Genomic DNA, 13,288 nt, shown 5'->3' with positions numbered 1-13,288 from the left:
CCTGGCACAGTCGCTGCACACCGCCCCCGACGAGACGAGGACACCGTGACCACCACCGCACCGACGACCACCGAGGCCGGCGCCGCGACGACGATCGGCGCCGCCGCCGAGCGCTGGTCGGCCGCCCCTCGGCCCGACTCCCCCGACGCCTGGCTCGCCCGCGCCGAGGAGGTCTCCGCCGTGCTCGCGACCGACGCCCTGGAGCGCGACCGCGCCGGCGCCGCCCCCTTCGCCGAGGTCGCCCTGCTCAAGGCGGCAGGCCTCGTCACGCTGCTCGGGCCCGCCGAGCACGGAGGCGGCGCCCAGGAGTGGACCACCGCCCTCCGCGTCGTCCGCACCGTCGCGCGCGGCGACGGCTCGATCGGCCAGCTCCTCGGCTACCACTACCTCTGGGCCTGGGCGGCGCGCCTCGTGGGGACCCCCGAGCAGATCATCGCGGTCGAGCGGCTCGCGACCGAGGGGGACCTCCTCTACGGAGGTGCGGTGAACCCGCGCGACTCCGACCTCACCGTGCGGGAGGAGGGCGACGAGCTGGTCTTCACCGGCCGGAAGTCGTTCTCGACGGGCGGCGTGGTCAGCGACCTGACCGTGCTCGAGGGGGTGCTCGAGGGGACGGACACCCACCTCTTCGCGATCGTGCCCACCGATCAGGAGGGGATCGTCTTCGGGCGCGACTGGGACAGCCTCGGCCAGCGGCTCACCGAGTCCGGCTCCGTCGAGATCCGCGGCGTCCGCGTGCCGTGGGCGGCGGCGGCCGGCTTCGTCGACAAGGTCTACCGTCCGCTCGTCTACAACACCCTCAACGTGCCCGTCATCCAGCAGATCTTCGCCGAGTTCTACCTCGGCATCGCGCAGGGAGCGCTCGAGCGCGCGGCGCAGTACACGCGCGAGCGCACCCGGGCCTGGCCGTACGGCGGCGACGACAAGGAGCGCGCCGGGGACGAGTGGTACGTGCTCGAGGGATACGGCGACCTGCAGTCCCGGCTCTGGGCCGACGAGGCGCTGATCGACGCGACGGGGGCCGCGCTCTCGGCCGCGCTGCACGCTCCGCGCGAGGAGCTGACCCCCCGGCGCCGCGGCGAGATCGCCGTGCGGATCGCCGCGGCCAAGGCGCGGATCGTGGAGGACGGCCTCGCGACGGCGACCCGCGTCTTCGAGCTGACCGGCGCCCGCGCCTCCGCGAGCTCGGTCGGACTCGACCTCTACTGGCGGAACCTCCGCACGCACTCCCTGCACGATCCGCTGCCCTACAAGCGCCGCGAGGTCGGCGCCTTCGCTCTGCTCGACACCGTCCCCGAGCCCAGCTGGTACACCTGATCGGCCGCGGGGCGCGTCCCGCTCCGGCGGCGCGCCCCGCCCGCACGCCGCCGCGGCGTCGATCCGCGACAGGCCGGAGCGGAGCCCCGGGGTAGCGTGAGGGCCGAGCGGAGGGAGGACCGTGGCCGTCACGCTGCACGACGTCGCCCGCGCCGCCGACGTCTCGATCAAGACCGTCTCGAACGTGATCAACGACTACCCGCACGTGCGCCCCGCCACCCGCTCGCGCGTGCAGGCGGCCATCGCCCAGCTGGGCTACCGCCCCAACCTCGCGGCGCGGAGCCTGCGCCGCGGCCGCACCGGCGTGATCGGCCTCGCCCTGCCCGAGCTGAGCCTCCCCTACTTCGCCGAGCTCGCCGACAGCGTGATGCGCGCCGCCGACGAGCGCGGGCTGACGGTGCTGATCGAGCAGACCGGTGGCGACCCCGAGCGCGAGCGCAGCGTGCTGGCGAGCGAGCGCCGGCAGCTCACCGACGGCCTGCTCTTCAGTCCGCTGGGCCTCGGCGACGCGGACGCGCTCTCGGTCGGCTTCCCCCTGGTGCTGCTCGGCGAGCGGATCTTCACCGGGCTGGTCGACCACGTCACCATGCAGAACACCGCCGCGGCGCACGCGGCCACCGCCCACCTGCTCGCCTCCGGCCGGCGCCGGATCCTCGCACTCGGGACCCACCCCGACGCCGCGGTCAGCTCGGCGTCGCTCCGCCTCGAGGGCTACCGCGCCGCCCTCGCCGAGGCCGGCATCGCCTACGACGAGCGGCTGATCGGGGTCTCGGGTCCGTGGCGGCGCTCCGGCGGCGCGGAGGCGATGCGTCGCGTGCTCGCCTCCGGCCTCGACTTCGACGCCGTGTTCGCGCTCAACGACACCCTCGCGCTCGGCGCGGTCCGGGCGCTTCAGGAGGCGGGGGTCCGCGTGCCCGAGGAGGTGGCGGTGATCGGCTTCGACGACATCGACGAGGCGCGCTACTCCTCCCCCAGCCTCTCCAGCGTGGACTCGGGGCGCGACGAGATCGCGCGGACCGCGGTCGAGGTCCTGCAGGCCCGGATCGAGGGCACCCGCACCGGCCCCGGGACCCTGCACGAGGCGGCGTTCACCGTGGTCGCCCGAGAGTCGACCAGAGGCTAGGCGCAGCTCCCGCTGCTGCAGATCTCGCGGCGGATCCACGCCCCCGCGTCCGCGACGGCCAGCTCGCCTCGGCGGAGGAGCCTGCTCCACTCCACGGCCCGCGTCGTCAGCCGGTCGTCGGCCGAGCCGCGGACGTCGCCGCCGATGGTGCGGAGGAACAGGTGCGCGAGCGGGCCGCCGAGGTAGAGCGTGGCGCCCGCGACACCGGCGAAGTGCCGGGCCTGGCCGCGGGTGCCGTCGTCGTAGGGGCCGCGGAACCCCTTGCCGCGGATCCGGTTGCGGCCACCGTGCGCCAGGTCGAGGGCGCCGAGCGGGGCGCTGCGGATGCCGGCGACCTCCTTCGCGACGGCCGCGAGGAACGCGCGCGGGCGGGGATGGGCGGCCGCGAGGGCGTCGGCGCGGTCGGCGAGCTCGGAGCAGGCGTCGATGACGGCATCGGAGGAGGGCACCCGCCCAGTCGAGCACAGGTGCGCTGAGCAGTGGCGGGGAGGCGCGACAGGTGAGGAGGTCTTCCGCCCTCGGCAGCGGCGAGCGGCCAGGCCGGCGGGGTCCGTGCCGCTCTTGACAGCAGCGGAGGCGGGGCGGACCATCGTGTACAACGTTAGAAAGACCTGCTCGCCGCCGAGCCCGCTGCGGGAGCCCGAAGCCCGAAAGGCCCTCATGACCGACGCCCCCGCCGCCACCGCGCGCATCAGCCTCGACCCCGCCGCGGTCGTCGCCCCCGTCACTCCGCGCCTCTTCGGCTCGTTCGTCGAGCACCTCGGCCGCTGCGTGTACGACGGCATCTACGAGCCCGGCCACCCCGCCTCGAACGAGGACGGCTTCCGCCTCGACGTGGTCGAGCTGGTCAAGGAGCTCGGCACCACGACGATCCGCTACCCCGGCGGCAACTTCGTCTCGGGCTACCGCTGGGAGGACGGCGTGGGCCCGCGCTCCGAGCGCCCCCGCCGCCGCGACCTGGCCTGGCACTCGCTCGAGACCAACGAGGTCGGGCTCGACGACTTCGCCAAGTGGGCGGAGCTGACCGGCAGCGAGATCATGTACGCCGTCAACCTCGGCACCCGCGGCGTCCTCGAGGCTCTCGACGTCCTCGAGTACGCGAACGGCCCGGCCGGCACCGCTCTCGCCGACCAGCGCATCGCCAACGGCGGGACCGAGCCCTACGACATCCGGATGTGGTGCCTCGGGAACGAGATGGACGGCCCCTGGCAGGTCGGCCACATGAGCGCCGACGACTACGGCAAGCTCGCCTCCCGCACCGCCAAGGCCCTCAAGATCGCGGACCCCTCGCTCGAGCTGGTCGTCTGCGGCTCGTCGAGCTCGTCGATGCCGACCTTCGGCGAGTGGGAGCGCGTGGTCCTCGAGCACGCGTACGACGACGTCGAGTACGTCTCGTGCCACGCCTACTACCAGGAGTACGACGGCGACCTCGGCTCCTTCCTCGCCTCCTCCCTCGACATGGAGTACTTCATCGCCACGGTCGCGGCGACCGTGGACCACGTGAAGTTCAAGCTCAAGAAGACGAAGGACATCAAGCTCTCCTTCGACGAGTGGAACGTCTGGTACCTCGAGGAGTGGCAGGCCAAGGAGAAGGCCGACGCGGAGGGCGACCAGAGCACCCGCGAGTGGGCCTACGCCCCTCGCCTGCTCGAGGACGTCTACTCCGTCGCCGACGCCGTCGTCCTCGGCAACCTGATGATCACGCTGCTGAAGAACTCCGACCGGGTCACCTCCGCCTCCCTCGCGCAGCTCGTCAACGTGATCGCGCCGATCATGACCGAGCCGGGCGGAGCCGCGTGGCGCCAGACCACGTTCTTCCCGTTCTCGACCACGGCGCGCCTGGCCTCCGGTTCGGTGCTGCGCCCCCGGATCGACGCGGGGACCTACTCGACCGCCCGCCACGGCGACGCTCCGCTCATCGATTCCGTCGCCACCGTCGACGAGGGCCGCGCGGCCGTCTTCCTGGTGAACCGCTCGCAGACGGAGCCGATCGAGGTCACCGTCGACGTCAGCGGCCTCGGAGTCTCGAGCGTCGCGGAGGCGGTGGCCCTGTTCGACGAGGACCCCTACGCCAAGAACACCCGCGACGACCAGGACCGCGTGCGCCTGCGCGAGGCCCCGGCGTCGCTCGAGGACGGCGTGCTGACGCTGACCCTCCCGCCCGTCTCGTGGACGGCGGTCGCGCTCACGGCGTAGCGGCGTCCGACCCGCGGGACCGCGCCCGGCTTCCCGGAGCCGCGCGGTCCTGCGGGGCCGGTCGAGAACCGTCCCGGCTCAGCCCGCGGGCCACTGCACGGGCACCGGCAGGCGGCGGCGCTCGGGAGGGGCGTCACGACGGGCGAGGCGCTCGATGAGCAGCTCCGCGGCCGCCCGGCCCAGCTGCTCGCCGTCCACGTCCACCGCCGGCACCCCCACCAGCCCGAGCGCGTCGACGATCGACCGCTCCGAGCTCACCACGAGCCGCTCCGGGAGACCGCCGGAGGCCAGCAGCGCGTACTGCACCCCGAGCCCGAGCGCGGTCGCGTAGGGCACGACCGCCGTCGCTCCGGACTCGCGCACCGCGGCCGCGGCCGAGACGCCGGCCGCGAAGGTGGCCGGGAACGGACCGAGCACCGTGAGCTCCGCTCCTCCGCTCGCCGCCGCCTCGTGCACGGCCGCGGTGCGCTGCCTGTCCTGCCACGAGCCCTCCGGCCCGCCGAGGTAGAGCACGCGCTCGTGCCCGTCGGCGGCGAAGCGCGCCACCAGCGACCCGAACGCGGCGGCCGTGTCGGCGACGACGGAGGCGAGACCGTCGACCTCGCGGTCCACCAGCACGGTCGGCTTGTGCGACCCGGCCGCCAGCAGCAGCTCGTCCCCGCCGCGGGGAGCGACGACGATGAAGCCGTCGACCTGCCTCGAGAGCCGGTCGAACGCGCCGAGCTCGCGCACGGCCTCGAGCGGGTGCACGGCGACGGTCAGCTGCAGGCCGTCCTCGTCGGCGCGGCGCTGCGCCCCTCCGATGATCGGGGTGAAGAAGGCGTTGTCGAGCGTGGGGACGACCAGTGCCACGACGCCGGTGCGGCCGCGGGCGAGCTGGCGCGCGGCGGAGTTCGGGATGAAGCCGAGCTTGGCCGCCGCGGTCAGCACGCGGGCGGCCGTCTCGGGCGAGACGACCTCCGGGCGCGAGAGCGTGCGCGAGGCGGTGGCCTTCGAGACGCCGGCGAGGGCGGCGACGTCGGCGAGCGTGGCCATCCGGCTCCTCCCTGCGGTCCTCCCGCGATCATAGGGGCGCGCCTGCAACCGGTCGCACCGGCGGCGCGAAGCAGTGCCGGATTCCGAAACACGGAATTTACACGGGCGACGCAGACCGGGTACCGCCGCACCCGTAGGGTCGATGCAACCGGTTACATCCGCAGCCGGCCACCGCTCGCCTCGGAAGGAGCCACCCGTGAGGACACGATCCGCTCCCCTCCTGCTCCTGCCGGGACTCGCGTTCCTGCTGCTGTTCTTCGTGGTCCCGTCGCTCGTCATGCTGTTCGCACCGCCCGGCGCCACGGCCGCGGACGTGATCGCGCGAGTCGGCCAGATGCTGACCGATCCGTACGAGCTGCGGATCATCGGCCGCACCGTCGGCATCGGCCTCGTCGTCACGCTGATCTGCGTCGTCCTCGGCTTCCCGATCGCCTACCTGCTGGCCCGCTCCACCTCCCGCTGGGCGGGCGTGCTGCTGGCCCTCGCGATCTTCCCGCTGCTGCTCAGCAACGTGGTGCGCACCTTCGGCTGGCTCGTGGTCCTCGGCTCGAACGGCGCGATCGGGCAGCTCCTCGTCGCCACCGGCCTGGTCGACGAGGCGCCCCAGCTGCTCTACACCGAGCTGGCGATCGTGCTCGGCCTCACGCAGCTGTTCCTCCCGCTCGCTATCATCTCCTGCTACTCCGCCGTCTCGCAGGTGGACGCCGGGCTCGACGACGCCGCCCGCGGCCTCGGGGCGAGCCCGACCCGGACCTTCTGGGACGTCGTGGTGCCGCTCTCGCTCCCCGGCGTCGTCGTCGCGGCGACACTCGTCTTCGCGGGCTCCGTGACCGCGTACACGACCCCGTACCTGCTCGGCGGGTCCTCGCAGCGGATGCTGAGCACCCAGCTGTTCTCGTACTCGAGCGTGACGATCGACTGGGCGGGCGCGTCGGCCACGGCGATCGTGATGACGATCCTGGTCTTCCTCGTCTCCGGGCTCTCCTCGCTCGTCGCCCGCCGGGGGGCCGTCTCGTGAGGACCCGCCGCCCCGTCGCCGCGACCCTGGCCGTCGCCGGCTACATGATCATGATCGTGCCGATCCTGTTCGTGGTCGCCACGGCGTTCACGGCCGGATCCACGCTGCGCTTCCCACCGGAGGGCTTCTCGTTCCGCTGGTTCGGCGAGGCGCTCTCGTACGACCCGTTCCTCGAGTCGCTCGCCACCAGCGCTCAGCTCGCCGTCCTCTCGACGGCGATCGCGCTCCTGCTCGGGATCCCGGCCACCCTCGCCGTCTACCGCGGGCGCATCCCGGGAAAGGGGATCGTCGAGGGGCTCTTCCTCTCGCCGCTGATCGTGCCCGAGCTCGTCGTCGGGCTGGCCCTGTTCCAGCAGCTCGTCGTGACGCTCAAGGTCGACAACGCGGCCGTGCTCCTCGTCGGCCACACCGCGCTCCTGCTCCCCTACGCGGTGCGGGTCACCGGCGCCTCGCTCGCCACCAGCGACCCGGCGCTGGAGGAGGCCGCCCGTGGACTCGGCGCCGGACCGCTGCGCACCTTCTTCACGATCACGCTGCCGATCCTGCGCCCCGGCGTCTTCTCGGCCGCCCTGCTCGGCTTCGTGACGTCCTTCAACAACGTCCCCCTGTCGCTCCTGCTGCAGAGCCGCGACGCCAGGACCCTGCCCGTCACGATGCTCGACTACGTGCAGCAGAGCTACGACCCGATGGTCGCGGCCACCTCCACCCTCATCCTCGCGGCGACCGTCGTCATCGCGTTCCTCGCCGAGCGCAGCGTCGGCTTCGCCCAGATCTTCGGAGGCATCAACCGATGAGCGCCGCAGCGGAATTCGTCACCGTCAGCCAGGTCTTCGGGGACTTCACCGCCGTCGACCGCATCGATCTCGCGATCCCCGCGGGGCGGCTGACCACCCTGCTCGGCCCCAGCGGCTGCGGCAAGACCACCTCGCTCCGGATGCTCGCGGGCTACTCGACCCCCAGCTCCGGCCGCATCCTCATCGACGGCCTGGACAGCACGAAGCTCCCCCCGGAGAAGCGCGGGCTCGGCATGGTGTTCCAGTCGTACGCGCTCTTCCCGCACCTCAGCGTCGCCGAGAACGTCGGCTACGGACTGAAGCTGCGCGGAGTCGGGCGGGCGGAGCGGCAGGCCCGGGTCGTGGAGAGCCTCGAGATGGTGGGCCTGGCGCACCTCGCCGCCAGCCGGCCGCGGAAGCTCTCCGGCGGCCAGCAGCAGCGGGTCGCGCTCGCCCGGGCCATCGCGATCCGGCCGCGGCTGCTCCTGCTCGACGAGCCGCTGTCGAACCTCGACGCCCGGCTGCGCGTGCAGATGCGCTCCGAGATCCGCCGCATCCAGGCAGAGACCGGGCTGACCGTGGTGCTCGTCACCCACGACCAGGACGAGGCGCTCGAGATGAGCGACGAGATGGTCCTGATGCGCGCCGGGCGGATCATGCAGCAGGGCGCCCCGAGCGCCGTCTTCGGCTCCCCCGCGAACCGCTTCGTCGCCGACTTCCTCGGCTACGAGAACTTCCTCGTCCTCGCGGACGGGTCGCTCGCGACGGTCCGGCCCGAGCACCTCGCGGTGTCGGCGGCGGCCCCCGCCTCGCCCGGGCTCGCGCTCGACGGCGTGGTCGTCGACGTCGCCTACCGCGGCGTCGACGTGCTGGTCACCGTGGCCGCGTCCGACCCCTCCGGCGCCCCGGTGCGCCTGGTGTCGGACGTCCGGGCCGACGGATCGGCCGCGCTCTCCCCCGGCGACGCCGTCGTGGTCTCGGCGCCGGCCGCGCGGCTGGTGCCGCTCGCCGCCGACGTCCCGGCCTGATCCGCCGCGGTCCTCCCGCCGCTCGCTCCTCCCGACCCGCACCTCCCGCCCCGCACCGCCTGCTCCCTCCTGCACCGCACCGCTCTCCTCCTCCACCGCGGCCGCCTCCGCACCGCCCCCCGAAAGGACCCGCCATGTCCCGCACCACCGCCCGGCGCACACTCGCCCTCACCGCGGGGGCCGTCATCGGCGCCCTCGCCCTGGCCGGCTGCTCCGGCTCCGGCTCCTCCGACGAGTCCGACGCGCAGTCGCTCGTGGTCAGCACCTTCCCCTTCGGCGTGGAGGAGTTCCAGGAGGCCGTGATCGACCCGTTCACCGAGGCCACCGGCATCGAGGTCGAGGTCGAGACCGGCTCCAACTCCGACCGCCTCTCGCAGCTCCAGCTGGCCGGCGGGGACGACCCCGGCGTCGACGTGATGCTCCTCAGCGACTACTACGCCGCGCTCGGGCAGAAGGACGACCTGTTCCAGCAGGTCGACGCGGCCTCGGTGCCCGCTCTCGCCGACGTCGCCGCCTTCGCCACCGAGGAGTCCTACCTCGGCCCCGCCTACAGCTACCAGCTCAACGGCACGCTCTACTCGACCGACGCCCTCAGCGCCGACCAGGCGGCGCAGTGGTCGGTCTACTCCGACCCCGCGAACGCCGGGAAGGTCGCGCTGCCCGACATCTCCGTCACCGCGGGTCAGCTGATGGTCAGCGGAGTCGCCGCGACCGAGGGCTCCGGCCCGTACGACATCGACGCGGCCCTCAGCACCCTCGCCGACTGGGCCCCCGGAGTGCTGCAGTTCTACAGCTCCTCCACCGAGGTCACGAACCTGCTCACGCAGGGCGAGATCGTCGCCGCCGACGCCCTCAGCGGCTTCGCCACCGACCTGGTGGCCTCCGGCGAGCCGATCGGATGGACCCCGCCCGCGACCGGCCGCTACATGGCGACCAACCGCGCGATGATCCCGACCGGAGCCGCGAACGTCGACGCCGCCGAGCAGTTCATCGACTACCTGCTCTCGGTCGAGGCGCAGACCTCCTCCGCCGCGATCGTCGGCGACCTGCCCGTGAACCTCTCCGCCGAGGTGCCCGACACCATCACGGCCGTCGTCGGCGACATCGCGGCCGACCCGACCGCCGCCGGCTACTCCACCCTCGACCCCGCCGAGCTCGTCCCCACCCGCTCGGAGTGGGTCGACCGCTTCGCCCGCGAGGTCACCGCCCAGTAGCGGCCCGCCCCGTGCGCGACGCCCGCGCACGGGGTCCCGACCGTCCGATCCCGCACCTCCGGAGACCGCCATGAGCACCACCCCCACCGCCGCCGTGCCCGACGAGTGGATCCGCCGGATCCCGAAGGCCGACCTGCACTGCCACCTCATCGGCACCGTGCGGCCCGCGACCTTCGCCGAGCTCGCCCGCCGCGAGGGCCTCGCCCTGCCTGCCGAGCCGGAGCGGATCTTCGCCGACATCAACTCGCTGCCCCCGGACCCGGCGCTCTACCGCGACACCGTGATCCCGGTGCCCCAGGGCCGCTCCGCCGACGAGCCCGCGGTGTCGTACTCGCTCTTCCAGGTCTCGAACTGGGTGGTGCAGCTGCTGCGCACCCCCGAGGACCTGACCCGGATCGTGCACGAGGCGTTCGAGGACGCCCACCGCACGAGCGGCACCCGCCACCTCGAGCTGTTCTTCGACGGCGTCCCGGAGCACCTCGCCGGGCTCGGCTACCGCGGCAGCGTCGAGGCGTACGCCGAGGGCATCAGGATGGCCGAGCGCGACTTCGGCATGACGGGGCGGATGATCGCCGGCATCGACCGCAGCCGCAGCGGTGAGGAGGCACTCGAGCTGGTCCGCGAGGTCGTCCGCCACCCCCACGAGTACGTGGCGGGGATCGGGCTCGACAACCTCGAGACGGCCGGTCCGCCCGAGCGCTTCGCCGACGCCTACCGCCTCGCCGGGGAGGCCGGCCTGGGCCGGACCGCCCACTCCTCCGAGCACGCCCCGACCGCCGCCAACACGACGACCTGCCTCGACCTGCTGGGCTGCGACCGGATCGACCACGGCTACTTCGTCCTCGAGGACCCCGCCGTCGTCGAGCGCGTCCGCGAGCAGGGCGTGGTGTTCACCGTCGCCTCGACGACCTCGCGCCGCTCGTGGCGGCCCTGGCGGCGCGCATCCATCCGGGCGATGCTCGACGCAGGGCTGCGGGTCGTGCCGTGCTCCGACGATCCCGGGATGTTCCCGACCACACTCGCGGACGAGTACCGTCTCGCCGCCGGCCCGATCGGCGCGACCGCCGCGCAGCTGCGCGCGATGGCGCTCACCGGGGCGGAGGCCTCCTGGCTGCCCGCCGACGAGAAGGAGAGTCTGCGCGCGTCGTTCGCCGCGGAGCTGGACGCGCTGGACGCGGAGTTCGGGCTCTCCTGAGGCCCCGGACGCGACGGGCTCCCCGCCCTGACAGAGTGGACGGATGAGCCCGCTCCCCGATCCCCTGGCCTACGACCTCGAGGCGCTGCGCCGGGAGGTGCTGCCGGACGACGGGGGCGAGGTCGACGACAGCATCCCCGCGCTCGCGGACGCCGATCCCCGTCTCTGCGGGATCGCGCTCGTCCTGCCCGACGGCTCCGTCCGCGCGAGCGCCGACGCGGAGGCGGAGTTCAGCATCCAGTCGGCCGTGAAGCCGTTCCTGTTCGCGCTCGCCCTGCTCGACACCGGTGGCGACGCGCTCGATCGCGTCGGCATCGAGCCCACCGGCGAGGCCTTCGACGCCCTCAAGCTCGAGAGCGGCACCGGGCGCCCGCCGAACCCGATGGTGAACGCCGGAGCGCTGCTGACCGCCGCCCTGGTCGACGGGGGCGACGCCGACGGCCGGAGCGAGCGGATCCTCCGCGGCCTCTCCGCCTTCGCCGGCCGCCGGCTCTCCGTCGACGAGAGCGTCGCCGCCGACGAGCACCTGCTCGGCGACCGGAACCACGCCCTCGCGCATCTGATGCGCGCGGAGGGCACCCTGCACCGCGGCGCCGATGACGCCGTCTCCGCGTACGCGCGGGCCTGCGCCGTGCTGGTCGACGTCCGCGACCTGGCCGCGATGGGCGCCACGCTCGCGTTCGGCGGCGTGCACCCGGGGACCGGCGAGCGGGTCGTGCCGGCCTCGGTCGCGCGCGATGTGGTCGCGGTCATGGCGACGTGCGGCGTCTACGACGGCTCGGGCCGCTGGATGCGCGCGGTCGGCGTCCCCGCCAAGTCGAGCGTCTCGGGCGCCCTCGTCCTCTCCGCTCCCGGCCGCCTCGGCGCCGCGGTCGTCAGCCCACCGCTGGACCCCCAGGGCACCAGCGTCCGCGGCGCCCGCGTCGCCGCCCGCCTGAGCGACGCCCTCGCCCTGCACTCCTTCGCCGTCCCCCCGCGCTGACCGGCCACCGCGCTCGCCCTGGCGGCCCCCCTGCCCGACGCAACCTCAGCTGAGAGCACCCGCCCTCGCTCGACGGCTCAGGGCCACCCCTCTCAGCTGACGTCCTGCCCCGTCTCCCGCTCGCCCGCAGGGCCGGGCCCCCTCTGCCCTCGCTCGCCCGCAGGGCCGAGTCTCCTCCGCCCCTCGCTCGCCCGCAGGGCCGAGTCTCCTCCGCCCCCGGCTCGCCCGCAGGGCCGAGCGAACCGACGAATCGCGTTCCAGCGATTCGGCGTAGCGGTACGCGGCCCGCTCCACGAAACGCGCCCACCTCCCCAAGCCGACCGCGGAGCGGCTGACGACGAAGGAGGAGGCCGCTCGATCGAACACAGCGATTCGCCGTAGCGCTACGCGACCCGCTCTACAGAACGCACCACCTGCGATAGCCGACCGCGGAGCGGATGACGACGAAGGAGGAATCCGCTCAATCCAGCAGCAGCGCCGGTTCCTCCAGCACGCTGGCGACGTCGGCGACGAAGCGGCTGACCACGTCGCCGTCGACGACGCGGTGGTCGAAGGAGCCGCCCACCGTGGTGACGAAGCGGGGGCGGACCTCGCCGTCGACGACCCACGGCTTCTGCTTGATCGTGCCGAGGGCGATGATCGCGACTTCGCCGGGGTTGAGGATCGGGGTGCCCGTGTCCATCCCGAAGACGCCGATGTTGGTGATGGTGATGGTGCCGTTCTGCATGTCGGCGGCGGTGGTCTTGCCGTCTCGGGCGTCGAGGGTGAGCTTCTCGAGGGCCTGGGCCAGTTCGAGGAGGCTCATCGACTGGGCGTCCTTGACGTTGGGGACGAGCAGTCCGCGCGGGGTGGCCGCGGCGATGCCGAGGTTGACGTAGTGGCGGACGACGATCTCGGTGTCGGTCCAGGCGGAGTTGACCGTGGGGTTGCGGCGGACGGCCCAGATGATCGCCTTGGCCATGATGAGCAGCGGCGAGACCTTGACGCCGGCGAAGTCGGGCGAGTTCTTGAGGCGCTTGACGAACTCCATGGTGCGGGTCGCGTCGACGTCGACGAAGACGCTGACGTGGGGTGCGGTGAACGCGCTCGTCGACATCGCCGCGGCGATCGCCTTGCGGACGCCGCGCACGGGGATCCGCTCCTCGCGGTCGTCGCCCCAGGCGGGGGTCTGGATGTTGCGGAAGACGCTGGCCTGGGAGGCGTGGCGGATGACGTCGTCGCGGGTGACCTCGCCGGCGAGGCCGGTGGCCTGCACCTCGAGGAGGTCGACGTCGAGGTCCTTCGCGAGCTTGCGGATCGGCGGCTTCGCGATGACGGGGAGCGCGGCGGCCGGGGCCGTGGCGCCCGGGCGGCGGCGGCGGGTCTGGACGTGTCCGCCCGCGGTGCCGTAGCCGACGAGCGCGGCTC

Annotated in this window: 12 protein-coding genes; 9 read left to right on the top strand and 3 right to left on the bottom strand. The window is 73.6% G+C overall.

Annotated elements, in window-relative coordinates:
• The first annotated feature begins 45 nt into the window (after positions 1 to 45).
• Positions 46 to 1,317, top strand: a complete 1,272-nt coding sequence (locus C5C24_RS14780; RefSeq protein WP_258065291.1) for an acyl-CoA dehydrogenase family protein — start codon at positions 46 to 48, stop codon at positions 1,315 to 1,317.
• Positions 1,318 to 1,438: 121 nt separating this feature from the next.
• On the top strand, positions 1,439 to 2,440 hold the full coding sequence (locus C5C24_RS14775; RefSeq protein ID WP_104282081.1) for a LacI family DNA-binding transcriptional regulator: 1,002 nt from the start codon (positions 1,439 to 1,441) through the stop codon (positions 2,438 to 2,440).
• Here C5C24_RS14775 and C5C24_RS14770 read toward each other — a convergent pair.
• The gene (locus tag C5C24_RS14770) at positions 2,437 to 2,889 is read right to left on the bottom strand and encodes a hypothetical protein (protein WP_104282082.1); all 453 of its coding nucleotides are present in this window, start codon (positions 2,887 to 2,889) and stop codon (positions 2,437 to 2,439) included. The two genes, C5C24_RS14775 and C5C24_RS14770, sit on opposite strands and share 4 nt — an antisense overlap.
• Positions 2,890 to 3,100: 211 nt before the next feature.
• On the opposite strand from C5C24_RS14770, the gene C5C24_RS14765 reads away from it, so the two are divergent.
• Positions 3,101 to 4,636, top strand: coding sequence for an alpha-N-arabinofuranosidase (locus C5C24_RS14765; RefSeq protein WP_104282083.1), 1,536 nt, complete (start codon positions 3,101 to 3,103; stop codon positions 4,634 to 4,636).
• Between the two features lie 78 nt (positions 4,637 to 4,714).
• Here C5C24_RS14765 and C5C24_RS14760 read toward each other — a convergent pair whose 3' ends face one another.
• Positions 4,715 to 5,671, bottom strand: coding sequence for a LacI family DNA-binding transcriptional regulator (locus tag C5C24_RS14760; protein WP_104282084.1), 957 nt, complete (start codon positions 5,669 to 5,671; stop codon positions 4,715 to 4,717).
• Between the two features lie 196 nt (positions 5,672 to 5,867).
• On the opposite strand from C5C24_RS14760, the gene C5C24_RS14755 reads away from it, so the two are divergent.
• The 6 genes from C5C24_RS14755 (at position 5,868) to glsA (ending at position 11,881) form a co-directional block, all read left to right on the top strand.
• Positions 5,868 to 6,689, top strand: a complete 822-nt coding sequence (locus C5C24_RS14755; protein ID WP_104305323.1) for an ABC transporter permease — start codon at positions 5,868 to 5,870, stop codon at positions 6,687 to 6,689.
• Positions 6,686 to 7,483, top strand: coding sequence for an ABC transporter permease (locus C5C24_RS14750; protein ID WP_104305322.1), 798 nt, complete (start codon positions 6,686 to 6,688; stop codon positions 7,481 to 7,483). Before C5C24_RS14755 ends, C5C24_RS14750 begins: the two co-directional genes overlap by 4 nt.
• Positions 7,480 to 8,490, top strand: coding sequence for an ABC transporter ATP-binding protein (locus tag C5C24_RS14745; RefSeq protein ID WP_104282087.1), 1,011 nt, complete (start codon positions 7,480 to 7,482; stop codon positions 8,488 to 8,490). Before C5C24_RS14750 ends, C5C24_RS14745 begins: the two co-directional genes overlap by 4 nt.
• Before the next feature lie 134 nt (positions 8,491 to 8,624).
• Positions 8,625 to 9,704: an extracellular solute-binding protein gene (locus C5C24_RS14740; RefSeq protein ID WP_104282088.1), complete on the top strand. Its 1,080-nt coding sequence runs from the start codon at positions 8,625 to 8,627 to the stop codon at positions 9,702 to 9,704.
• A gap of 70 nt (positions 9,705 to 9,774) precedes the next feature.
• Positions 9,775 to 10,899 carry a hypothetical protein gene (locus C5C24_RS14735; protein ID WP_258065288.1) on the top strand — a complete coding sequence of 375 codons (1,125 nt, stop codon included), beginning with the start codon at positions 9,775 to 9,777 and terminating at the stop codon, positions 10,897 to 10,899.
• A 43-nt stretch (positions 10,900 to 10,942) separates the two neighbouring features.
• On the top strand, positions 10,943 to 11,881 hold the full coding sequence (gene glsA, locus C5C24_RS14730; RefSeq protein WP_104305321.1) for a glutaminase A: 939 nt from the start codon (positions 10,943 to 10,945) through the stop codon (positions 11,879 to 11,881).
• Positions 11,882 to 12,341: 460 nt separating this feature from the next.
• On the opposite strand, the gene C5C24_RS14725 is transcribed toward glsA, so the two are convergent.
• On the bottom strand, positions 12,342 to 13,288 hold a 947-nt coding region (locus C5C24_RS14725; protein ID WP_104305320.1), incomplete at its 5' end, for a dihydrolipoamide acetyltransferase family protein.

Origin of the sequence: Rathayibacter sp. AY2B3, from assembly GCF_002931755.1 — a bacterium.
GTDB lineage: Bacteria > Actinomycetota > Actinomycetes > Actinomycetales > Microbacteriaceae > Rathayibacter.
This window is presented reverse-complemented; position numbering and strand designations above follow the sequence as displayed.

Bases quoted from the DNA above. Each gene is read 5' to 3' on its own strand.
- C5C24_RS14765 (WP_104282083.1), top strand. From the start codon at position 3,101: ATGACCGACGCCCCCGCCGCCACCGCGCGCATCAGCCTCGACCCCGCC.
- C5C24_RS14760 (WP_104282084.1), bottom strand. From the start codon at position 5,671: ATGGCCACGCTCGCCGACGTCGCCGCCCTCGCCGGCGTCTCGAAGGCC.
- C5C24_RS14745 (WP_104282087.1), top strand. From the start codon at position 7,480: ATGAGCGCCGCAGCGGAATTCGTCACCGTCAGCCAGGTCTTCGGGGAC.
- C5C24_RS14740 (WP_104282088.1), top strand. From the start codon at position 8,625: ATGTCCCGCACCACCGCCCGGCGCACACTCGCCCTCACCGCGGGGGCC.
- C5C24_RS14735 (WP_258065288.1), top strand. From the start codon at position 9,775: ATGAGCACCACCCCCACCGCCGCCGTGCCCGACGAGTGGATCCGCCGG.
- glsA (WP_104305321.1), top strand. From the start codon at position 10,943: ATGAGCCCGCTCCCCGATCCCCTGGCCTACGACCTCGAGGCGCTGCGC.